The following is a 21,761-nucleotide window of genomic DNA, read 5'->3' as shown; positions in this document are numbered from 1 at the left end:
GGATTCAGTCTCCATTTCCGGACGCTTCGTCATCCGGATTTTCTGATTTTTTATTTTCCTGCGCGATCCGCGCCGAACCAATTGCGACGCTGAACGACATGCCGATACCGACACCCATTGCGACACCGAGCGCGATGTTTTCGAGCGCGATGCCGAGCGCGGCGCCGACCGCAATGCCCAGCGGCAATCCGACCGGCAGGCCCTCGGCCAGCAGATTGCCGCCGGTCTTCTTGTCCTGTTCCTGCGGATCGTCGGTCATGAATCGGTATCCGTCATGTCGTAGGGCCTTCCGTCCTTGTGCCTGAACTCAGCCGTATCGCCGTCGCATTGAACGATCATGTCGATGTCTGAATACGTCGCCAGCTCGGTAGGGCTGTTGGTGCCAACTACCAGAAAACTTGCCGGCGCATCGGTCCGGTTCACGATGTGGTGGCCATTGGGAATATTGGCCGGGAACGCCGCACAATCGCCCCGCTGCAACTCCGTTTCACCGGCATCCTCAACGAGGGTGCACACCCCATCGGTGACGATCACGAATTCGTCCTCGTCCCGATGCCAGTGCCGCATGGACGACAGTCCGCCGGGCGCGAGAGTCACCAGGTTCACGCCGAACTGCGTTAACCCGCCGGCTTCGGCAAGCCGTTGCGTGTGGCGTCCTGACATCAGCCTGGCAAACTGCGGCGGATACGAGCTCCCGCTCGTCGACGGAATGGATGCGAGGTCAAGCTTGGGCATCACACCCGCTCGATGATCGTCGCCGTGCCCATGCCGCCGCCAACACACAGCGTGGCAAGACCCGTGCCCTGGCCGGTGCGCTCGAGCTCGTCGAGCAGCGTGCCGAGGATCATCGCCCCGGTCGCGCCCAGCGGGTGACCCATGGCAATGGCGCCGCCGTTTACATTCGTCTTGTCGTGCGGCACGCCGAGATCTTCCATGAAGCGCAGGACGACCGAGGCAAAAGCCTCATTCATTTCGAAGAGGTCGATATCGTCCGGGCTCATGCCGGCTTTTTTCAACGCCTTGCGCGCCGACGGAGCCGGCCCGGTCAGCATGATGGTCGGCTCGGACCCGATCGAAGCCATCGCCTTGATCCGCGCCCGCGGCTTGAGGCCCAGCTTCTCGCCCATCTCCTTGGAACCGACGAGGATCGCTGCGGCGCCATCCACGATGCCTGACGAATTACCGGCATGGTGGACGAAATTGATCTTCTCGACCTGCGGGTATTTCTGGATTGCCACCGCGTCAAAACCGACAAAGGCCGAGAGGTCCTTGAAGGCCGGATTGAGCGAGGCGAGCGATTGCATGTCGGTCTGCGGACGCATCAGCTCGTCATGGTCGAGCTGGGTCAGGCCGAGCTGGTTCTTGACCGGCACGATCGACTTCTCGAACCGCTTTTCCTGCCACGCCTTGCCGGCGCGCTTCTGGCTTTCCACCGCATAGGCGTCGACATCGTCGCGCGAATAGCCGTGCAGCGTCGCGATCAGATCGGCCGACACGCCCTGCGGCACGAAGTAATTGTCGAAGGCCATTTCCGGGTCGGCGACCATCGCCCCGCCATCCGAGCCCATCGGGACCCGGCTCATGGCTTCAACGCCGCCGCCGATCGCCATGTCGGCTTCGCCCGACATCACCTTGGCCGCGGCCATGTTGGTGGCTTCCAGGCCCGAAGCACAGAAACGGTTGATTTGCACGCCCGCCGTGCCTTCGGCATAGCCCGCATTGATCACCGCGGCACGGGCAATGTCGGCGCCCTGCTCGCCGACCGGCGACACACAGCCGAGCACCACATCGTCGACGTGATCCGTATCGAGATGATTGCGATCGCGCACCGCCTGAAGGGCCTGAGTGGCGAGCTGCAGAGCGGTAATCTCGTGCAGCGAACCGTTTTTCTTGCCCTTGCCGCGCGGTGTGCGCAGGGCGTCGTAAATATAGGCTTCGGTCATGTCATGATCCTTTCGGAGCGGAGTCGTCGGGGAGAGTCTGGAAACTCGGAGGCGTTCATCCTCCCCCTTGACGGGGGAGGTGTCTCGAGCGAAGCGAGAGACGGAGGGGGTGGAGATGCGTCGCCACCCCTCCCGGCCCTTCGGGCCACCCTCCCCGTCAAGGGGAGGGATGAGGGATGGCATTCGGGCAACATTGAAGAGCCCGCTTCGCGGGCACCTCCCCCGTAAACGGGGGAGGACATCGCATTGCTGACCGCCTGGATCATCAAAGCGTCCGTGAGATCAGCAATTTCATGATCTCATTGGTGCCGCCATAGATGCGCTGCACCCGGCTGTCGCGCCACATGCGGGCCACCGGATATTCGTTCATGAAGCCGTAGCCGCCATGCAGCTGCACGCATTCATCGATCAGCTCGCACTGTAAATCCGAGACCCAGTATTTCGCCATCGACGCCGTCGCGGCGTCGAGCTGGCCCTTGATCAGCTGGTCGGAACAATACTGGCAGAACACCTCGGCGATCGTCGCCTTGGTCTTCATCTCGGCGAGCTTGAACTGGGTGTTCTGGAACGCCATCACCGGCTTGCCGAAAGCGTGCCGCTCCTTGACATAGCGGATGGTCTCATCGAGCGCGCGCTTCATCATGCCGACGCCCTGCACCGCGATCTGCAGGCGCTCCTGCGGCAGCTGCTCCATCAGCTGGATGAAGCCTTTGCCCTCTTCCGGCCCGATCAGCGCATCGGCCGGCACCCACATGTCGTCGAAGAACAATTCGGCCGTGTCCTGACCCTTCAGCCCGACCTTGTCCAACAGGCGGCCGCGGCGGAAACCTTCCAGACCGTCGGTCTCGACCATGAACAGCGAGGTGCCGTGCGCGCCGGCGTCCGGGTCGGTCTTGGCCACGACGATGATGAAATTCGCCGTACCGCCATTGGTGATGAAGGTCTTGGACCCGTTGATCCGATAGCCATTCCCGTCCTTCTTGGCGGTCGTCTTGATCCCTTGAAGGTCGGAACCGGCGGCCGGCTCGGACATCGCGATGGCGCCGACATATTCGCCGGAGATCATCTTCGGCAGGATGCGCTTCTTCTGCTCCTCGCTGGCATAATGCCAGACATAGGGCGCCACGATGGAATTGTGCAGCGAGGCGCCCCAGCCATCCACGCCGAGCTCGGACACCGCCATGTGGAACACATAATCATGGCGCCAATCTCCGCCCGCGCCGCCATATTCCTCCGGGCAGGCCGGGCACAACAGCCCCGCCTCGCCGGCCTTGGTCCACAGCTCGCGGTCGACCATGCCAGACTTCTCCCAACGGTCGCCATGGGGCACGCATTCCTTCTCCACAAAGCCGCGCACGGCCTCGTAGAAAATGTTGACATCCTCCTGGTCGAGCCAGTCCGGTTTTTTCACATTCAGCGGATCGGCCAGCATCAGAACGCCTCCGCGTCGAGCGCCATCATCGAAGCCGCGCCGGCCTTCACCTTGGCGAGATGCATGCCGCCTTCTGGCACCCAGCGGTCGAGGAAATAGCGGCCGGTCTTCAGCTTGTTGGCGTAGAACGGGTCGGAGGCATCGCCCGCATCCGCCGCCTTCGCCATCAGCCCCCACATATAGGTCAGGCAGGTCAGCCCGAAGAGCTGCAGATAGTCATGGCTCGAGGCACCGGCATTGTTGAAGTCCTGCAGCCCGTTCTCGACCAGCCAGTCGGTCGCGTCCTTGAGCTGCGCCTTGGTTGCGGCGACGGCATCGAGGAAAGGCTGGGTCGTGTCATTGCCGCCGGATGCCACAAACGCATCCAGCTCGGCCATGAAGGAATTGATCGGGCGCATGCCGTGCATCGCCAGCTTGCGGCCAACGAGGTCGAGCGCCTGGATGCCGTTCGTGCCTTCATAGATCAGCGTGATCCGGGCATCGCGCAAGAATTGGCTCATCCCCCATTCCTCGACATAGCCCGAGCCGCCGAAGACCTGCAGCCCGTCGGAGACGGATTCAAACCCCTTGTCGGTCAGATAGGCCTTCACGATCGGAGTCAGCAGCGACATGTAATCGCCGGACTTTTCGCGCTGGCCGGCATCGTCGGACTTCTCCTCCAGATCGCCGTGAAGCGCGGTCCAGGACACCAGGCAGCGTGCCGCTTCGACGAACGCTTTCTGGTCCATCAGCATGCGCCGCACATCGGGGTGCACAATGATCGGATCGGCCGGACCGTCGGGATTCTTCGAACCCGTCAGCGACCGGCCCTGCAGCCGGTCCTTCGCGAAGGCGAGCGAGTTCTGATAGGCCACTTCGCCCAGCGCCAAGCCCTGCAAACCAACGCCGAGACGCGCCTCATTCATCATGACGAACATGATTTTGAGACCCTTATTCTCCTCGCCCACGAGCCAGCCGGTCGCCTCGTCATAATTCATGACGCAGGTGGCGTTGCCGTGAATGCCCATCTTCTCTTCCAGGCCGCCGCATTCCAGCGAATTCCGCTCACCGGGATTGCCGTCCTTATCGAGGATGTGCTTCGGCACGACGAAGAGCGAGATGCCCTTCACGCCCTCCGGCGCGCCCTCAATGCGCGCCAGCACGAGGTGGATGATATTGCCGGCCAGATCGTGCTCGCCCGACGAGATCCAGATCTTCTGGCCGGAAATCTTGTAGCTGCCATCGCCATTCGGCACGGCCTTGGTCCGCAACAGGCCCAGATCGGTCCCGCAATGCGGCTCTGTCAGGTTCATCGTGCCGGTCCATTCACCGGAAATCATTTTCGGCAGATACATCTGCTTTTGATCTTCCGAACCGCCAGCCAGCAGCGCGCGCACGGCACCGCCCGTCAGGCCCGGATACATGCCGAACGCCATATTGGCCGACGAGGTCATTTCGCCGGTCGCCAGGCCCAGAACCTGCGGCAATCCCTGACCGCCATATTCGGCCGGCTGCGACAGCCCCATCCAGCCGGCTTCCGCGAACTGCTTGTAGGCGTCCTTGAACCCGGTCGGCGTCGTCACCGAGCCATCGTCATGGCGGGTACAGCCCTCGATGTCGCCGGTCCGGTTGAGCGGTGCCAGCACTTGCTCGGACACTTTCGCGGCTTCTTCCAGAATAGCGTCGATCGTGTCGGCATCGGCATCGGCAAAGCCCGGCAAATTGCCGTACTTGGTCATGTTGAGCACATCGTGCAGGACGAATTTGTAGTCCCGGGTCGGGGCTGTGTAGACGGGCATCAGGGGGTCTCCCTCATATCAGGTCTGGGTTTCGTGGGTTCCCGGCTCGGGCGAGGCGCCCGTCCAGATATTCATTCGCGCCGAGGCCAGCGCTTCGAAGGCGCGGGCCCGGTGCTTGATTTCTTCCGAGGGTTCGCGATTGGCGAGCCGGTCTTCCAGCCAGGTCTTGCCGGCCTCCAGCTCCTCGATCGCCGCATCAATGTCTTCGCGCTGGTGATGCAACGCATCGATCCGGGCATTGAACCGCACCAGCGTGTCGCTCAAGGCCGATGGGTCACGTGTCGTGATGGCCTCCAGATCGAGCATTTCGCGGATTTCATCGAGCGAGAATCCGACACGCTTGCCGCGCAGGATCAGGACAAGGCGTGCCCGGTCGGCCGGCGAATAGACGCGGCTCGCCCCCTTGCGGCCCGGATTGAGGAGGCCTTTTTGCTCATAGAAGCGCAGCGTGCGCGCGGTGACGTCGAATTCCGCCGCCAGATCGCGGATCGAAAACTCAGTTCGGCTATCGCTGTTTTCCCTCATGCGGTGAATGTGACTCACGTTAACGCGAACGTCAACGTCAACTTTGTGACAATTTCTAACCGTTTGAGACTGTTGACCCAATCGTAGGTCCGGGCTTGTGTCTCCGCAATCAACGTCAATCTGGAACTCTCATGAATCGCGTCCTTCCCATCCTGTCCGCACTCGCCATCGCTCTGCCCGCATGGGCCCAGGACGCAGCGGACGGCACGGCCGAACCGGCCGCCACGGATACCGCCACCGAAACCGCCGCCGGCCAGGATGACGCCGATGGCATGCTCTCGCTGCGCGGCGACGATGGCGACGAGGTGCAGATCCCGCCGGATGCGACCGATGAACCGGAAGATCGCGCCACGCCCGAAGCGGCAACGAATGCCGATACAGGCGCCGACGAAGATGTGGCCGGGGATACCGCGCCGGCCTCTGCAACCGGCGATGAGGAGCCAGTGGCGGATACCGCGGCAAACGACGCAGCCGCCGGGGAAGGCGGCGCAAGCGAAGCCGATAATGCTGAAGCATCCTCCGGCGCTGAGACCGATGCAGCCGAAGCCGGCATCGCCGGTAACAGCACGCCGCAAGAAGAGGAATCCGCCGAATCTGACGTCGCCCTCACTTCGTCCGCGCCCTTCCTGTCGAGCACCGCCTATGCCGAGCTTCGACCGGAAAGCCGGGGCGAGGCGATCGAGCTGATCTGGGACGTCGAGACGTTTACGCCCGACGGTCAACGCATCGGTGAAGCGGAACAGCGGACGCTGATCATGGCGCCCGATTATGTGCGCTATGAACGCGGCAATTCGGTCGAGATATTCGACTTCGCAACCGATCGCCATCTTGAGCTCGATTTGGACGCCGGCACATTCACCAACACCGCATTTGCAGCCGAAGTCCGGCGCCGGCTCGATACCTATCTCGGCCTGTCGCAGGCCGGACAGCTAGACCAGATTCCGCTCGGCCCGGGACGCAGCTTCGAAAGGTTCTGGCTCGAAGCCGCGATGGGCATAAGGCGCGAGCCGGCTGATTTGCAAACCGCATTGACGGACGGCGAGCTGACCGTCGAGCGCGGCGATGGCCCGCCACTCCTGACCGCGCAGTTCGACGTTTCCGCCGTGCCGGAAACGCCGGAACCCGCGCCAGAGGAGACCGAAGCGGCTGAAACGACCGAAACGCCAATGTCAGCCGAGGACGCGATTGCCGCCATGGCGACGCCGATCGACCTATCAGCCGGTGAGTCGGTCGTCTTCGACCCGTCTCAGGCCGCAGTACCGATTTCGCTGAATCGGGCAGGCGCAACGATCGATTGGCCGGAAGCCGCGCCGGAGCAACAGGCGCAGGCCGAGCTGTTCCGCCGTTGGATGCGGCACGCTCTTCCACTGCATCCGGATGTCTTGGCGGCCCTGCGCGGCGCGCCTGCCATCCCGGCGCGCTTCACCTTCTTTGTCGTCAGCCCCGACAGCCCGGACGGACGCCGGGAATTCTGGACGCTGGAACGATCGGGGACCGTGCCACCAGGCTTCCGCCTGGAGCCGGAGCTGGACGCGCTGGCAGGTTCACCAGAGCTGTTGGGCAACTTGCTCTCTTTCGCCGCAAGCGCGGCAATGGCAGACGCTGCACCGGATGACACGGCCATTGTCGAGGCCATTGCCGGCTTTCGCGAAGCCGGCGATCCGGCACGGGCCTTTCTGGTCGCTTTCCATGAGACGAGCCGCAATGGCCGGTGCCCGCCGCCCGGTCAGTCTGAACGCCGTGCGGCCTGCGCCGAGGCCAACAGTGTTGTGGCCAGCGGCCTCGGTAATCCGGCATTCGAGACGGTGTTTGGTGCCGTCAACGATATTGGCGGCGACAGCAGCGCGTCCATTCTCGAAGCGATGACCCCCTATCTCGATGAGGAAGGTTATGCCGGCGCCGCGGCCCGAACCATCGCCGCCAACGAATTGATGGCATGGGCGGCCAGAGACCCTGAAGGACCACCTGCCGAATTTGATCCGTTTGCTCTGCTGGCCGAGGCCATCGCCATCGACCCGTCTGCGGGCGCCAATTACCGCTATCTCGGCAATGCTTTTCTGAATTCGCGGAACCCGATCGCTGCCTGGGCGGTTTACGATGCCGGACGGGCTGTGCCTGGTGCCGCCGACAATGAATTGCTGGCAGACGTGGCGATTCTCGAAGACCGGTTACGTGTTCTGGCGCCCGATTTCTTCCTGCCGCGTTAACGCCTCTTTACTGGGGATTAACCGAAACCGCCCTCATTAACGATTGCGTCTGGCTGCAATGCCCGCGCACGGCGCCGCCGGTTCCGGTCCTGACCTGTGGATATACCACATCTTGGGCCCATCGGATCGGTTTACACAATATTAAGGCGTCAGCTAGCGTTGGGCATTGGAATGGAGTGCGATTCGTTATGACCTCGGGGGGACCCTGGAGCGTCAAAGGTATTGATCCCCGCGCACGCGCAAGGGCCAAGAGCGCTGCGCGGCGTGAGGGCATGACGCTCGGGGAATGGCTGAACCGGGTCATTCTCGATGACGGTCCTGACGAAGGCGACGATCCGCGCTGGTCCAACCATCTCGAAGATTATCCAGGGTTTCCGCGTTCCGAGACCGAGGGCGATGCCCTGCTGCGCGGCATGGTCGAGCGCCTGACCCAGCGCGTGGACACCACCGAACAGAATTCCGCGAGCGTGCGCACCGAAGTCGATCGTTCGATTTCCAGCCTCGCCCAGCGTCTCGAAACCGCCGACAAGTCCTGGCGCGATGACCGCCGGAAAACCCGCGGTGTCGCGGAAGCCGCACGAAAAGCCGCCGAAGCGCTGGCGCTTCGCGTCAAGCGGATCGAGGAGGCGGGCGGGACAGCCGATCCGTCTACCCTGCGGGCTTTCGAGAACGCGTTCGGCAAGCTGGCGACGCGGGTCTATCGCAACGAAACCAATACGCAGCGATCTTCGGAGATCATCCAGGAAGCGCTGGCGGATTTCGGCGCTGCGACCGAGCAGGCGACGGTCTCTCTTCAACGCCGCATCGAAGCGATGGAGGCCGGGCAAAAGCAGCTCTCCGCCGATCTGCGGAAATCCGGCGACCGGTCGGCACAGGCCGGCCGGGCACTGAACGGCCTGCATGGAGCGGCCGACCGGTTGCGCCGCCGCGTTGAGGAAACCGAGCGTCTCACAAATGATGTCGCCAGCTCCTTCGAGGAATCCGTCGCGCGTATCGATTCCCGGCTGCGATCGCTCGAGACACGGCCCTTCGGTGCAGAAACGGCCGACATTGACCGGCGCTTCGACATTTTGTCGAACGAGTTGGCACAAGTCGTTGCCGACACCCGCGCCCAGGTCGCCAAGGAACTGGAATCCGTCGTCACCGAACCGCGGGTCGAGCGGTTGGAGCGGGCGCTGAAATCCGCGGAAAACCGGATTGCGGCCGCCGAGACCTCACACTCCGACAGCCTGTCCCGCATCGGCCTTGAAATCACGCGGCTGGCCCGCGTGATGGATGAACGCATCAGCGAGACCGAGAAGAAAGCCGCGGCGCTGCACAGCGGCAACAAGGCCGAGCGCGAGATGGAGCGCCGCTTCGAAGCCGTCCGTCTGGAAAACCGCAAGGCGGTCGAGCGGATCGGCAAGGATGTTTCAAATCTCGGCGAAACCCTCAAAGTGCGGGTTGCCGAAAGCGAACAGCGCTCGGCCACTGCCATCGAGACTGCGACGCGGTCCATGGCCGAAGCCGTGGATCGGCTGGAAGCCCGCGAACAGGCGAAGACCCGTGAAGACGAGCTTGAAGCGCGGCTGCGCGCCTCTGAAGAGCGTACCGCGAAGCGGATCGAGGATGCGATCGGCGGCATTTCCGAACGGCTCGAACAGGTGCGCGGCGAAGCCGCCGAAAGCCTGTCGCCCGTCCAGCGCGCCATGAACGCCCTCGCCGACCGGCTGGAAGCCATCGAAACGCGCGGCGCCAAGCCCGATGACAAGGACTCCGCCGCAGACAATCGGGCCAGGCGCCAGGTGGAGATCCCTGCGCCGGTGATGCGTCAGGCCGCTTATGACGAGCCGGATTTCAACACGCCCCTCGCACCGCCGCCGGACGCCGAAACCCCGCCCGGTTTCGATGATGACGAGGTCGATGATCCCTTCATCATCGCCGAAGCGCCCGAACGGTCGCAGCCCGAACCGGTCGACGAATTCATCGACGCTGCCGAGCCACAGCCCGCCCCGCGCGCGGATGCTCAGATGATCTTGCAGCCGATGGAACCGGTCGACGAGCCGGTCCGTCAACCGCGCAGACAAGAGGCGTCGAAGGCACCGTCACGCCCGGCTGCGCGGCTCGGCGCCACGGCCGATGCCGATTTCCTCGCCGCCGCCCGCAGCCGCACACGCGGTGATAGCGCCGCGAATTACGATCCCTACGCGACCGAAACCACATCATCGGGTGGCGGCCGCGGCCTGATGATCGCCGCCAGCCTGTTCGGCTTTGTCGCGCTGACGGGCGCGGTCGGCGTTCTCTTGTGGGAGAATTTGAGCCAGCCGCCCGCCAGCACCGCCGACGCCTTCACGGCGGATGTGCTGGGACGAACACCGCCCGCCGCCATCCCGGCGCAAGCCGACACTGTCGCGACAAGCGATCAAAGCGCGCCACCACCGGCCGAGCAAACCGTCGAGCAGACGCCCGCGGAGACCGCAGCCGATCCGGTCGCTGAAAACGACCCGCCGGCAGAACCGCCGGCCGCGGCTGCCCAAACGCCCGTCGAGCCCGCCGTGACGGATGCCAGCCGCGGCGTCGATCTGCAAACGCTCGCCGCCACGCCAGCGGCAAACGAAGACGTGACGATCCGCATTCCCACCCTGCAGGAAGCTGCCGCCGCCGGCGATCCGGTCGCCCGCTATCTGCTGGGCGAAGCCCGCCTGGCCGAAGGCAATGCCAGTGCCGCGGTGGCGCTCATCCGGCGGGCCGCGGAACAGGACATTCCGGCCGCCCAATACCGCTACGCCAAACTGCTGGAGCGCGGCGAGGTCGTGGCCGAAGACCCGGTGGCCGCCCGGCGCTGGACGCGCACGGCCGCAGAAGCGGGTCACCGGCGCGCCATGCACAATCTCGGCGTCATGTACGCCACCGGCGCGGGTGGAGAAGAGAATATCGAAGAGGCCGCGCGCTGGTTCGAAGAAGCCGCACTGCGGGGCCTCACCGACTCCCAGTACAATCTGGCGATCCTGTTCCAGCAGGGGCGCGGCCGCCCGCAAAGCGCCGCCGATGCCTATGCCTGGTTCTCGATCGCCGGGGCCGGCGGCGATAGCGGTGCCGCCCAGCAAGCACAATCCATCGCAGCCACGCTGACCGAGGAATTACGGGCCCAGGCCGACCGGGTCATCGCCTCTTTCACGCCCCGCCCCATTGATGCCGAAGTCAACGGGGTTTACGACCGCAATTGGGGCGCGACGATAACGCTGGAAAGAAACGTGATTGCTGCGGCACAGATTCATCTGAACGCGCTGGGCTATGATGCCGGACCGGCGGACGGCCAGTTCGGGCCGCAAACCGCCGCGGCCGTGCGCGCCTTCCAGCAAGCCCGCAACCTGCCGGCCACCGGCATGATCGATCGGACACTCCTCGGGCGTCTGGAATCCGCCCGCGCCGGCTAGGGGCGCGCGGGCGATGCAGATCTACCTGCCGATCGCCGAAATCTCGGTCAACATTTTCCTCCTGCTCGGACTCGGATTGGGAATCGGATTCCTGTCCGGCATGTTCGGCGTCGGCGGCGGGTTTTTGATGACGCCGCTGCTGATCTTCATCGGCGTGCCGCCGGCGGTCGCCGTGTCGACGGAAGCCAACCAGATCGTCGCCTCATCGGCCTCGGGCGCGATCGCCCACTGGCGGCGGAAATCGCTCGACATCAAGATGGGGCTCCTCTTACTCGTGGGAGGGGCCTCGGGCTCCATCGCCGGGGTTCAGCTCTTCGCGTTTTTGCGAAGTCTCGGCCAGATCGATCTCATCATCTCGCTCTGCTATGTCGGTTTTCTCGGCATCATTGGCGGCCTGATGTTCATCGAAAGCGTCGGCGCGATCCGCCGCCGCAACCGCGCCGAGCATTCCGCACAACCGGTCACCAAACGCCGCAAGCGGCGGCTGATCGACCGCCTGCCCTTCAAGACGCGCTTCCCGGCATCCGGCCTGTACCTGTCGGTGATCCCGCCGATCGTGATCGGTTTCTTCGTCGGGACGCTGGCCGCCATCATGGGCGTCGGCGGCGGCTTCATCATGGTGCCGGCCATGATCTATATCCTGCGCATGCCAACCAGCGTGGTGGTCGGCACTTCGCTGTTCCAGATCCTGTTTGTCACCGCGCTCACCACCTTCCTGCAGGCTACACAGAACCAGACCGTTGATCTGGTGCTCGCCTTGCTCCTGATCGTCGGCGGCGTCATTGGCGCCCAGCTCGGCGCCCGCGCCGGCCGCCGGGTGAAGGCCGAGGAATTGCGGATCGCGCTCGCGCTCATGGTTCTGGCGGTGTGCGCCAAGCTCGGTTGGGATCTGGTGGCGACGCCCAGCGACCTGTTCGCCATTCTGCCGGCCCGGGGAGAAGGCCATTGATCGCGCCGCTCGCTGCCGCCCTGCTGGCGCTGCAAGGCCAGCCCGATCTCGAGATCGGACGCGACACCGGCCCGCGCGTCGTGGCCGCCCTGTCCCAGGAAGTCGTCGAAATCCGCTCCGATTTCGCAGGTGCCGAGATCATCCTGTTCGGCGCCGTGACCGACATGGCAGACGATGACGACCTGGTCGTCGTGGTACGCGGTCCGGCCATGGATTTGCGCGTCATGCGCAAGGAACGGACCTTCGGGATCTGGATCAACCGGTCCCCGGTGCGGTTCGAGGATGTGCCCAGCTATTACTCCGTCGCATCAACGCGCCCGCTTCAGGAGATCGGGGCCTTCTCCGCCTTACGCCGGGAAGGCATCGGCCTGGAGCATTTGCGGCTGTCAGCCCCCGAAACCGAGCGGACCGAGGTCCGGCTCGGCGTCGAAGTGACGGTCAGCGACATCGCCTCGGAAGTCATCGAATACCGCGAAGCCATCAGCCGCAACCGGCGCCGCGACCGGCTCTTCAATGAGACGACCACCGGCGTCCAGATGCTGGAAGGAGGCCTGTTCCGGGCCAATGTGGCCTTGCCGCCAGCAACCCCCGTCGGCGATTACACCGCCGACGTCTACCTGTTCCGGGACGGACGGCCTGTCGCATCCGGATCGGTCGCGCTGGGCGTCCGCAAGGCCGGGCTGGAACGCGTCATCTACAATTTCGCACACACACATGGCTGGCTGTACGGGCTGACCGCCGTCGCGCTCGCACTGCTGTTCGGCTGGGGCGCCGCCGCGATCTTCAACAGGAGATAGGCTGATGAGCCAGCGCCCCGTCCTGCCCTATGTGTTGGGCATTGCCGGCCTGATCCCCTTCGTTGGCCTGGCGGTTTATGCGACGGTCCTGAACACGCCGTCAGCGGCGATCGCGGGAACCCTCTTGCTCGCCTATGGCGCGGTCATCCTGTCCTTCCTCGGCGGTTCGCGCTGGGGGGCGGAGATTCACAGGCGCCCGGACGTGCCCTCGCCAGCCATCCTCTGCCTGGCCATGCTGCCCTCACTCACCGGTTGGGCGGCGATGATTGTGGCAGTCGTGGCGACGGCCGCACCGGCCTACTGGTTGCTGGTGCTCGCCTTTGTCATGCAGATGCTCTGGGACATGACGGCAATCCGCAACGGCACCTTCCCGCGCTGGTACATGCCATTGCGAATCGGCCTGACGGTAATTGTCGCTGCCAGCCTGATCGCCGCGGCGACCTTTTAGCCGGCGATCCGCTTGGCCGGGATCGGATAGACCGCATCGCGGCCCAGCACCCAGGCATCCGGGCAGCGCCCGAACACGGCTCTGATCGCCTCATCGCGCACCGACAGCCCGCCCGCATAAGCACCGAAAGCAGGCAGGATCATGCGCACGCCATCCGTCGCAAAACAGCGCAGCCGCCGTCCCCGGCCGAGCACTTTCGCGGCCGGATGCAAATGACCGCAAATCTCACCGTCTGCCCGGCCGCTCACCGGTTCGTGCCGCAATACCAGCCCGCCGAGCCGCATCTCGGGGCGCGTTACGCCACCGAAGCGCGCCGGCGGCACCGGATCGTGATTGCCCTCGATCCACACCCATTCGCCGACAGAACCGACGAGTTCCTTGAGCCGCTTGGCATCTGCGTCATGGATGCGGTCATCCGCCCCGAGATCATGAAAGCTGTCGCCGAGCGCGATCACGGTTTCAGGCTTCAGCAGGGTTATCGCCGCGGCCAGCCGTTTCAGCGTCTTGCGCGTGTCATAGGGTGGCAAAAGCTGGCCCGACGCCGCATAGGCGGAGCCTTTCTCCAGGTGCAGATCGGCGACGAGCAACGCAGCAAACGCCGGCACGAAAAGCGCCCCGCTAACATGGGGCATGACACGCTCGCCATTGACGACGCATTCGAATGTCTCCGCTTTCCGCGCGGCCTCAGCCATCGCCCAACATCTCCGAGATGAGGTCTTCCGCGGCATCCGCCAGGATGCTTTCCTGAGCTTCGCCATAGACCGGTTCGCGCCCGATTTCGAGCATCACCGGCACCGCCAACGGCGACACGCGCGGCAGATCGATGGCATGGATCTGCCCTTTCACCCGCCGCAGCGCTTCGCCAAGCCGTCGAATGTCCAACAGGCCCGTCGCTGCATCGCGCCAGGCGGCCTGCAAGAGAATGTGCTCCTGCTCGTGCTCGCGCAGTACGTCATAGATGAGGTCGGCGGAAAACGTGACTTGCCGGCTGGTTTTTTCATGGCCCGGCAGGCGGCGCTCGATCAGACCGGAAATGATCGCGCAATTCTTGAAGGTGCGTTTCATCAGCGGGCTCTCGGCGAGCCACGCATCGAGATCATCGCCCAGCATGTCTTCCGAAAACAGCGCATCCATGTCGGCAGACGCCATGTCGCGAAGCCCCCACACCGCCAGCGCATACTCGTTCGCCACGAACCCCGTCGGACGCAACCGCATTCGTTCCAGGCGCCGCGTCAGCAACATGCCCAGCGACTGGTGCGCCAGCCGTCCTTCGAACGGATAGCAGACGAGGTAGAATTTCCCATGCTTGGGAAAGGTCTCGACGAGGAGATCATCAGGCTGCGGCAGTCGCGATTTTTCCTTTTGCAGCGCAAGCCAGTCCCGCACCTGTTCGGGCAGGACATGCCATTGCGCCGGATCATGCGCGATCTCGCGGACACGCTTGGCGAGGTAAGTCGACAGGGGGAATTTCCCGCCCTGGTAGGATGGCACCTTAGGCTCCGGATCGGCCGACCGTGAGACCAGCGCCGCATTTTCTGAAATACCCTGAAACTCGAGCACCTCGCCGCCGAACACGAAAGTGTCGCCCGGCGTCAGCTGTTCGATGAACCACTCCTCAACCTCGCCGAGGGGGCGGCCACGTCGCCGCATCGTTTTTCTACCCCCGCCTGCGGGGGGAGTGGTCCGAAGGACCGAGGGGGGCAAATCCCCCCTTCTACCACTGCGTGGTCCCCCTCCCCCGCGAACGGGGGAGGAAAGCACGATGGCCAACATCTCGGCCTCGATGATCGTGCCGACATTCATTCGGTGCCGTTGCGCCACGCGGGCATTGCGCGCCTGCCAGAGACCGTCACGGTTCTTGATCAGGCGGCGGAAGCGCTCATAGCTGTCGAGCGCATATCCACCGGTCGAGCAGAATTCGAGCACCCGGTCGAAGTCGGCGCGCGACAGCGCCGAATAGGGCGCTGCGGCTGTCACCTCCGCATAAAGTCGATCGGCGCTGACCGGTTCGCCACAGGCGCGGCCGGTCATGTGCTGGGCGAGCACGTCCAGCGCCCCGGCGCGCAGAGGCTCGCCATCCAGCACACCTTCGGCCACGGCGGCGCGCGCGGCTTCACATTCGAGATGCTCGAACCGGTTCGTCGGCGCCAATAACGCCCGGGAGGGCTCATCCAGGCGGTGATTGGACCGGCCCAGGCGCTGGATCAGCCGGGCCGATCCTTTCGGGGCGCCCATCTGGATCACCAGATCGACATCGCCCCAGTCAATGCCCAGATCGAGCGTCGAGGTGCAAACCACGGCCTTCAGCTTGCCGGACGCCATGGCCGCCTCGACCTTGCGGCGCTGTTCGACGGCCAGCGACCCGTGGTGAAGCGCGATCGCCAACCCGTCATCATTCAGCCGCCACAGCTCCTGGAAGGTGTGTTCAGCCTGGCTGCGTGTGTTGACGAAGACCAGCGTCAGGCGTGCCGACCTGATCGCCTCGTAAACCTCGGCCATCGCATGCCGCCCGGAATGGCCCGACCAGGGGATCCGTTCGCGGCTGGCCAGAATGTCGATCTGCGGCTTCGGGCCGTCACGGCCGCGCACAATCCGCGCGAAACGCGGCGCGTCCGATTGCGGCGTCAGCCAGCGCGCCAAACCGCCCTCGTCCGACACGGTCGCCGACAAGCCGGCCCGCCGGGCCGCCGGTGACCAATCTGCCAGCGTCGCCAGGCCGAGGGACAGGAGATCGCCACGCTTCTGCGGGGCCAGCGCGTGGATCTCGTCGACGATGATACGCTGCAGGTCGGCAAACCACGCCCGCGCATTGGGCGAGGCGCAAAACAGGGCCAGTTGTTCCGGCGTTGTCAGCAGAATATCCGGCGGCTTGTCACGCTGCCGCTGGCGCCTGGCCGGCGGCGTATCGCCGGTTCTCGTCTCGATGCGGATATCCAGCCCCAACTCGTCGACCGGGATCATCAGGTTTCGCGCGACATCGACCGACAGCGCCTTGAGCGGCGAGATGTAAAGCGTGTGCAGACGATGCGGGCGCTTCGGTCCTTCACCGGCGATATCGGCCAGCGAGATCAGGCTGGGCAGAAACCCGCCCAGCGTCTTGCCGCCGCCCGTCGGGGCGATCAGTAGCGCATCCTCGCCGGCGCGTGCGGCTTCGATCATTTCCAGCTGGTGTGGCCGCGCGCGCCAGCCGCGATCGGCAAACCAGCGGGAAAACAGATCGGGAAGCAGCGCTTTAGGCATCCGACAAATCTAGCCGCGCAGGACAAAAGCGACAGGGGGCATCTCATCGCCTTGGGGGGACGATGTGAATCCGGTTCCCCCTGCGCGACCGCCGGGTCTTTGCTATAAGAAACACAGCTCGGGGGAGCGCAGACGTGTGAGGGACAGACATGGCACACGCAGCCATCGAGCGCTTCAAGGCGCTGGAATCCGCTTTTTTCGAGACCACAAAAAGATCCGAGCGCCTGTCGGCCCGCTTCGCGGCAGCGGCCTGCCTGTCAGCCGAAGATGATGTGCCCACCTTGGTGCGCAGATCGCTCCGGGAGCGCGATGCGATTGCTCAACAGATATCGCGGTGGAAGGCGCCTTCAGGGGCGCTCCGTCTCGTCTATGGCGCTGCCCTCGCAGCATCACGACGCGATGGGGGCGGTCTCGTCAAAATGATCGACGCCCTGGCGGCCGAAAGAAAAAGGCGGGGTGGACGCAGCCTGTCCGCCGGGGGGGCCAGGGCAGCGCTCATCCTGGTTTGTGCGGGCGGCAGCTATTCGCAAGCCGGCATGTTCTATGACGTGCTCGAGGAAATCGCCGCGCCCTGGTGGCGTCGGCGGCCAGCGGAAGAAGAGGGGTTTGCCGCGATCATGACGGCGGCCGGTGAAACCCCGGCAACGGCTGCGGAAAGACTGGCGCGGGCCGAAATGTCGCTGAAAGCGGCGGGCGCCCCGCGAAGCATCATGTCGACGAGCCGCTTCGATGTCGCTGTCGCCAATCCGCGGGTCGATGACTTCACTTCAGCCTGGACGGCGCTTTCGATTGCCGTACGCCAGCGACGCGGACTGTTGCGCCGGGCGAGCTGGGCGGGGATTGCGACGCTCGCCGCCCAGGTCGAGGACGGGTCCCAGGCGGGCGATGCCCTCGTTGAGGCGGACCGTTTCGTGCAGGAACACCGGCCGCGCGTGAACGGCATGGCGGCCGGCCGGCTGGCGGTCCGTTTGGCCGCCGTGATGACCGGTGTCCGGTCCCCTGGCGGCGCGGCCGTCGATCTGGCCGCCATTCTGGCCGCGCAGGCGGCTGTCATCGCGACCACGACAGCCGCGACTGCCGCTGTTGTCGTGGCGACCTAGTTCGTCCTGACCGCAACGCTGGTTGAACCCCGGACAATGTCCTGGGTGTCGAGTGCCTCGACACGGATCCGGGTTGAGGCCGGTGCAAAGACGATCTCCTGACCTCCGGGCCGGGCGAAAATGGCGAAGCTGCCGGTTTCGTTTGCGCCGAATGTCCGCGTGACGGAGGCCGTTGCCGGTGCAAGGCAAGTCCCGTCGGCCGGATCGGTCTCGCAGATGACCAGTTCGAGCGCGCTGGCCCCGCCCGTGCCCCGCGGTCTGACCGTCAACTCGCCTTCGGCACCGACATTGGCGACCGCCATGGCGAACGCGCCATTGGTGTTCGCATCCGCAAGCGTCAAAATACCGTCGGAGGTCGACGTCAGGGCGATGGCCACCAAATCGGGTGGGGCCGCGGCTCCGAACGATAAAAGCACCGAGTTCACACCCGGCAGAATCCGGGCCGCATCGCCATTATCGCACTTGTAGCGGAGCGGCAGGTCGAAAGATGTCCCCTCCGCTCCGGACTCCGGCGTAAAGCTGAGAACGAAACTGCGCGATCCGCCGGCCGGAATGTCGAAAATCCGGTTCTCGGCACCGATGGCCGCATTGGTCACCGGGTTGGTCTGACGGTAGCGGAACTGTCCGCGGAACGGCGCGCCGGGCCCGATCCAGCAGCCCTGGGCGGTGACAGGTGCATTGTTAACCACGGTCGCAAAAACCGTGGCCTGTGTGCCCGCCTGGACCGACCGGCTGGTGGGCAGCAGCGCCGCGCCCAGCCGCGCGCCCGGCTCCGGAGCCGCCGAGACATAGAAGGCCCGCTCGCGGATATCGCCCTCGAATTCACCGCGATAGCGCCAGACCCCGGCCGGGGCATCGCCCGGCAGGACATAGGAGAACTGGCTGTGGTTCCAGCTCACCGAGGGAAAGGTAAGCGTCGAAAACGCGTGTTGTTCGACGACAGTCCCGCCGGGATCGATCACGCGGGCCAGCGCTTCGGCCTCATAGGCCTGGTCGCGCAGGAAGAAGCTGAAGAAGACCTCGTCTCCGGGCGCGAAACTCTGCTGCAGGCTGACAATTTCGTCCTGCGTGTAGCGCGGCGGCCGGTAGGGCGATTGCGCATGCGTGAACATCGCCGTGATGGCGGGATCGAGATAGCCGTGCTGATGCTGCCAGACCGTATCCGGACCGTTGCCGCACGGCCCGCCATAGGGATCGACCACCCGCTGGAACAGCGCCGGGTGATGCAGCTGAAAATGCAGGTGCGGTTCGGCCGAAGTGCCGGAACTGCCGATCAGCCCGATATACTCGCCCTGCTCGACCCGCTCGCCGACCTGTTTCGCCGTCAGGCTGCCATTCGCGAGATGATAGTAAAACGCCTCAATCCCGTCATCGTGGCGCACGATGACATAGTTGGAGATCAGCGACTCATTGCGCCCGCCCCCATTGCGGTCCGGCTCGCCGTCATGCCAGTCGATGATCACGCCCGCCGCGGCGGCAATGATCTCGCCCCAGCTTTCATCCATGGCGTGGTCTTGGAACGAGACATAGCTGTAATCGATCCCGGCATGGTCGTAGCCGCCGGGCAAATCGTAGGTCCGCAGCCCGCACTCATAATCGCGAAGCATGCCCGGGCCATAAGCATCATGATCCACATAATTGATGACATGGTGCACCCGGAACGGCTCGGCGTTCGAGCGGGCGCGAACGGGAAATAGCAGCCGGCCGAACTCGCTGCGCGCCGGTTCGGCCTGAACCCTATCCAGCCCGAGCCGTTCGGCATTCGCCGCCACTCTCGCCTCGATAAACGCGTAGGGAATGGGCGGATGCAGCGGCCGGCTTTCCGTTACCGTAGACCCGTCGAGCAGACTCGCGACAATGAGGGGAACGACACTCATAATTGGGACACCCGCAGCGATATGTGTTCAACCGGCACCATAGAAAGCCAGACGGACGCGCCCTGCAAATCGTGGAAGATTTGCTCAATATTCAAGCCACAATGGAATGCGGCTTGATCAGTCTGTCCGGACCGCCACGCTGGTGGAGCCGCGGATCACGCCGTTTTCATCTGTTGCGATAAGCTGGATGCGATTGCTGGCTGGCGCGAACGGTACGGCGCTGCCCCCGCCGCGCGCGAACACCGCAAAGCTTGCGGATTCATCGGCTGCAAAAACCCTTGTGATGCTGTCTCCTGCCGCCGCGAGGCACGCACCCGTATCGGGATCGGTCTCGCAGATCCGCAAGCGCAGCGTGCCGGCCTCCCGCAGACCGGCCGGTCGCACCATCAGCTCGCCCTCTGCGCCGACATTGGCCACAGCCACGGCAAATGCATTGCCGGAATCGGTATCGGGCAGGCGCAGAATGCCGTCCCGGCTGGGTGTCAGTGCGATCGCAACGAGGTCGGGCGTCGGCCGGTCCCCGAAGGACAAAAGGACGGTATTCACCCCCGACAGATAGGCGGTGGAATCACTGTTATCGCACTTGTAGCGCAACAACAGATCGTATGCGTTCGCTTCACTGCCCGTATTCGGCGTAAAGGACAAAACGAAGCTGCGGGCGCCACCGCCGGCGATGTCGAACAGGGCATTCGGATCGCCGGTCACCGCATTCGTGACCGGGTCCGTCTCCCGGTATTCGAACCGCCCGGCGAATGGCGATGCCGGCGATATCCAGCACCCTCGCGCGAGCCCCTCGCTCGGATTGAGCACGGTCGCAAACACAGTGGCCGCATGGCCAGACTGAACCGACCGGCTATTGGGAAGCAGGGCGGCGGCCAGCCGCGCCTCGGCAACGTGGCTGCCGCCGACATAGAAGGCCCGCTCGCGCACATCCAATCCGTATTCGGCGCGGATCACCCACTGACCGGGCGTCGCATCGTCAGCCAAGACAAAGCTGGTCTGATAATCGCCCGCCGCAGCGAAAGTTGTGGCCTCGGGGAAGTCGTGGGTGAACACGGTCGTCCCGGACGGGTCCTGTACGGAGAGCGATGACATCGCACCGATCGCGCGGTCGCGCACATACAGCCCGACATAGACCCGGTCGCCCGGGCCAAAGTCGGTCCGGAAACGTGGATACTCAGGCTGACAGAAGGAATCCGAGACATTCTCCGGTGTGTAATTGTGCGTGAAAATCGCCGTGATCACCGGGTCGACATAGTTATGCTGGTGGCGCCACATCGTCTCGCCCTGCCCGCAAATCCCCTCATAGGGATCGACCACGAAGCCCGGAATATCCGGATGGCGCAGTTCGAAATGGAGGTGCGGCGCCGTCGATATCCCCGAACTGCCCACGAAGCCGAGAAAGTCGCCCGCCTCGACACGGTCACCAATCTGCCGGTCCGTGACCGTGGCGCGCGCCAGGTGCCAGTAATAGGCCGTCAGCCCGTCATCCTGAAGGATGGACACGTAATTGGCGCTCTGTTGCGCACCCAGGCCCGCACAATTCCGGTCCGGCGCCGTGTCGTTGCGGGCGATGATCACGCCCGGCGCGGCCGCCACCACTTCCACCCATTCGCGATTCATCGCGTGCGCGCGAAAGGGCCCCGACGAGATGTCGGTCCCCGCATGGTCATACCCCGTATTGAGATCATAGGTCCGCGCGCCGCAGGCCCAATCGCGACGCGAGAACGGCGCGACGGGATCCAGATCCACGAAATTGCCGATAAAGCTGGGACGGAAGAGGTCGGCATTCGGCCGCGCCCGCACCGGGAAAATCAGCCGGTCAAATCCGGCCCGCAATTCCTCCGGCGTAGCAGCCGCCGGCCGCTCCAGGCTGAGCCTTTCGATATTGGCTTCGATCTCCGCCTCGATGCGGGAATAGTCGAGCGGCGCGTGAAGCGGCTGGCCGATCGGCTCGTATAATTCCGATTGCGCGAGTGCAATCGCCGCCATCAACGGCATGATCGCAGCACCGGCAAAAAGGTGGACCATGACAGCATCTCATCCTGC

The 21,761-nt window shown here is 64.5% G+C and carries 16 protein-coding genes; 6 read left to right on the top strand and 10 right to left on the bottom strand.

The window, feature by feature from the left end; all coding sequences use genetic code 11:
- Positions 1-4: 4 nt before the first annotated feature.
- The 6 genes from ACO08C_RS11200 to ACO08C_RS11175 form a co-directional block, all read right to left on the bottom strand.
- The gene (locus tag ACO08C_RS11200; RefSeq protein ID WP_421785648.1) at positions 5-259 is read right to left on the bottom strand and encodes a hypothetical protein; all 255 of its coding nucleotides are present in this window, start codon (positions 257-259) and stop codon (positions 5-7) included.
- Complete coding sequence (locus tag ACO08C_RS11195) at positions 256-735, bottom strand: cupin domain-containing protein (protein ID WP_421785646.1); 480 nt, start codon at positions 733-735, stop codon at positions 256-258. Before ACO08C_RS11195 ends, ACO08C_RS11200 begins: the two co-directional genes overlap by 4 nt.
- Complete coding sequence (locus ACO08C_RS11190) at positions 735-1,943, bottom strand: acetyl-CoA C-acetyltransferase (RefSeq protein ID WP_421785644.1); 1,209 nt, start codon at positions 1,941-1,943, stop codon at positions 735-737. The genes ACO08C_RS11195 and ACO08C_RS11190 overlap by 1 nt, the downstream gene beginning before the upstream one ends.
- A 265-nt stretch (positions 1,944-2,208) precedes the next feature.
- Positions 2,209-3,375, bottom strand: a complete 1,167-nt coding sequence (locus ACO08C_RS11185) for an acyl-CoA dehydrogenase family protein (RefSeq protein WP_421785643.1) — start codon at positions 3,373-3,375, stop codon at positions 2,209-2,211.
- Positions 3,375-5,153 carry an acyl-CoA dehydrogenase C-terminal domain-containing protein gene (locus tag ACO08C_RS11180; protein ID WP_421785641.1) on the bottom strand — a complete coding sequence of 593 codons (1,779 nt, stop codon included), beginning with the start codon at positions 5,151-5,153 and terminating at the stop codon, positions 3,375-3,377. Before ACO08C_RS11180 ends, ACO08C_RS11185 begins: the two co-directional genes overlap by 1 nt.
- Positions 5,154-5,171: 18 nt before the next feature.
- Positions 5,172-5,678: a MerR family transcriptional regulator gene (locus tag ACO08C_RS11175; RefSeq protein WP_421785640.1), complete on the bottom strand. Its 507-nt coding sequence runs from the start codon at positions 5,676-5,678 to the stop codon at positions 5,172-5,174.
- A gap of 131 nt (positions 5,679-5,809) precedes the next feature.
- Between ACO08C_RS11175 and ACO08C_RS11170 the strand changes: the two genes are divergently transcribed.
- The 5 genes from ACO08C_RS11170 to ACO08C_RS11150 all read left to right on the top strand — a co-directional run bounded on the left by ACO08C_RS11170 (position 5,810) and on the right by ACO08C_RS11150 (position 13,495).
- Entirely contained in the window at positions 5,810-7,885 is a 2,076-nt protein-coding gene (locus tag ACO08C_RS11170) for a hypothetical protein (RefSeq protein ID WP_421785638.1), read from the top strand.
- 272 nt (positions 7,886-8,157) lie between these two features.
- On the top strand, positions 8,158-11,301 hold the full coding sequence (locus ACO08C_RS11165) for a peptidoglycan-binding protein (protein WP_421785637.1): 3,144 nt from the start codon (positions 8,158-8,160) through the stop codon (positions 11,299-11,301).
- A 13-nt stretch (positions 11,302-11,314) separates the two neighbouring features.
- Positions 11,315-12,250 carry a sulfite exporter TauE/SafE family protein gene (locus ACO08C_RS11160; protein WP_421785636.1) on the top strand — a complete coding sequence of 312 codons (936 nt, stop codon included), beginning with the start codon at positions 11,315-11,317 and terminating at the stop codon, positions 12,248-12,250.
- Positions 12,247-13,047, top strand: a complete 801-nt coding sequence (locus ACO08C_RS11155) for a TIGR02186 family protein (protein ID WP_421785634.1) — start codon at positions 12,247-12,249, stop codon at positions 13,045-13,047. Before ACO08C_RS11160 ends, ACO08C_RS11155 begins: the two co-directional genes overlap by 4 nt.
- A gap of 4 nt (positions 13,048-13,051) precedes the next feature.
- Positions 13,052-13,495 (top strand): DUF3429 domain-containing protein, encoded by a 444-nt coding sequence (locus ACO08C_RS11150; RefSeq protein WP_421785633.1) that lies wholly within the window; start codon positions 13,052-13,054, stop codon positions 13,493-13,495.
- On the opposite strand, the gene pdeM is transcribed toward ACO08C_RS11150, so the two are convergent.
- Both pdeM and ACO08C_RS11140 read right to left on the bottom strand, forming a co-directional pair.
- Entirely contained in the window at positions 13,492-14,187 is a 696-nt protein-coding gene (pdeM, locus tag ACO08C_RS11145) for a ligase-associated DNA damage response endonuclease PdeM (RefSeq protein WP_421785631.1), read from the bottom strand. The two genes, ACO08C_RS11150 and pdeM, sit on opposite strands and share 4 nt — an antisense overlap.
- Positions 14,180-16,735, bottom strand: a complete 2,556-nt coding sequence (locus ACO08C_RS11140) for a ligase-associated DNA damage response DEXH box helicase (protein WP_421785629.1) — start codon at positions 16,733-16,735, stop codon at positions 14,180-14,182. The genes pdeM and ACO08C_RS11140 overlap by 8 nt, the downstream gene beginning before the upstream one ends.
- A 149-nt stretch (positions 16,736-16,884) precedes the next feature.
- Here ACO08C_RS11140 and ACO08C_RS11135 point away from each other — a divergent pair, with 149 nt between their 5' ends.
- Complete coding sequence (locus ACO08C_RS11135; RefSeq protein ID WP_421785627.1) at positions 16,885-17,835, top strand: hypothetical protein; 951 nt, start codon at positions 16,885-16,887, stop codon at positions 17,833-17,835.
- Here the strand turns inward: ACO08C_RS11135 and ACO08C_RS11130 are convergent.
- Together ACO08C_RS11130 and ACO08C_RS11125 are read right to left on the bottom strand one after the other, a co-directional pair.
- Positions 17,832-19,712, bottom strand: a complete 1,881-nt coding sequence (locus ACO08C_RS11130; protein ID WP_421785625.1) for a peptidoglycan DD-metalloendopeptidase family protein — start codon at positions 19,710-19,712, stop codon at positions 17,832-17,834. The two genes, ACO08C_RS11135 and ACO08C_RS11130, sit on opposite strands and share 4 nt — an antisense overlap.
- Positions 19,713-19,829: 117 nt before the next feature.
- Complete coding sequence (locus tag ACO08C_RS11125) at positions 19,830-21,743, bottom strand: peptidoglycan DD-metalloendopeptidase family protein (protein ID WP_421785623.1); 1,914 nt, start codon at positions 21,741-21,743, stop codon at positions 19,830-19,832.
- Positions 21,744-21,761 lie beyond the last annotated feature (18 nt).

It is taken from the genome of Hyphobacterium sp. (assembly GCF_965229905.1).
Taxonomy (GTDB): domain Bacteria; phylum Pseudomonadota; class Alphaproteobacteria; order Caulobacterales; family Maricaulaceae; genus Hyphobacterium.
Note: the sequence above shows the minus strand (reverse complement) of the source record. Positions and strands in the feature narration are given on the sequence as shown.

What these genes read in the sequence shown, in the direction of transcription:
- ACO08C_RS11200 (WP_421785648.1), bottom strand. Translation starts at nt 259, where the DNA reads ATGACCGACGATCCGCAGGAACAGGACAAGAAGACCGGCGGCAATCTG.
- ACO08C_RS11195 (WP_421785646.1), bottom strand. Translation starts at nt 735, where the DNA reads ATGCCCAAGCTTGACCTCGCATCCATTCCGTCGACGAGCGGGAGCTCG.
- ACO08C_RS11190 (WP_421785644.1), bottom strand. Translation starts at nt 1,943, where the DNA reads ATGACCGAAGCCTATATTTACGACGCCCTGCGCACACCGCGCGGCAAG.
- ACO08C_RS11185 (WP_421785643.1), bottom strand. Translation starts at nt 3,375, where the DNA reads ATGCTGGCCGATCCGCTGAATGTGAAAAAACCGGACTGGCTCGACCAG.
- ACO08C_RS11180 (WP_421785641.1), bottom strand. Translation starts at nt 5,153, where the DNA reads ATGCCCGTCTACACAGCCCCGACCCGGGACTACAAATTCGTCCTGCAC.
- ACO08C_RS11175 (WP_421785640.1), bottom strand. Translation starts at nt 5,678, where the DNA reads ATGAGGGAAAACAGCGATAGCCGAACTGAGTTTTCGATCCGCGATCTG.
- ACO08C_RS11170 (WP_421785638.1), top strand. Translation starts at nt 5,810, where the DNA reads ATGAATCGCGTCCTTCCCATCCTGTCCGCACTCGCCATCGCTCTGCCC.
- ACO08C_RS11165 (WP_421785637.1), top strand. Translation starts at nt 8,158, where the DNA reads ATGACGCTCGGGGAATGGCTGAACCGGGTCATTCTCGATGACGGTCCT.
- ACO08C_RS11160 (WP_421785636.1), top strand. Translation starts at nt 11,315, where the DNA reads ATGCAGATCTACCTGCCGATCGCCGAAATCTCGGTCAACATTTTCCTC.
- ACO08C_RS11150 (WP_421785633.1), top strand. Translation starts at nt 13,052, where the DNA reads ATGAGCCAGCGCCCCGTCCTGCCCTATGTGTTGGGCATTGCCGGCCTG.
- pdeM (WP_421785631.1), bottom strand. Translation starts at nt 14,187, where the DNA reads ATGGCTGAGGCCGCGCGGAAAGCGGAGACATTCGAATGCGTCGTCAAT.
- ACO08C_RS11140 (WP_421785629.1), bottom strand. Translation starts at nt 16,735, where the DNA reads ATGCCTAAAGCGCTGCTTCCCGATCTGTTTTCCCGCTGGTTTGCCGAT.
- ACO08C_RS11135 (WP_421785627.1), top strand. Translation starts at nt 16,885, where the DNA reads ATGGCACACGCAGCCATCGAGCGCTTCAAGGCGCTGGAATCCGCTTTT.
- ACO08C_RS11130 (WP_421785625.1), bottom strand. Translation starts at nt 19,712, where the DNA reads ATGAGTGTCGTTCCCCTCATTGTCGCGAGTCTGCTCGACGGGTCTACG.
- ACO08C_RS11125 (WP_421785623.1), bottom strand. Translation starts at nt 21,743, where the DNA reads ATGGTCCACCTTTTTGCCGGTGCTGCGATCATGCCGTTGATGGCGGCG.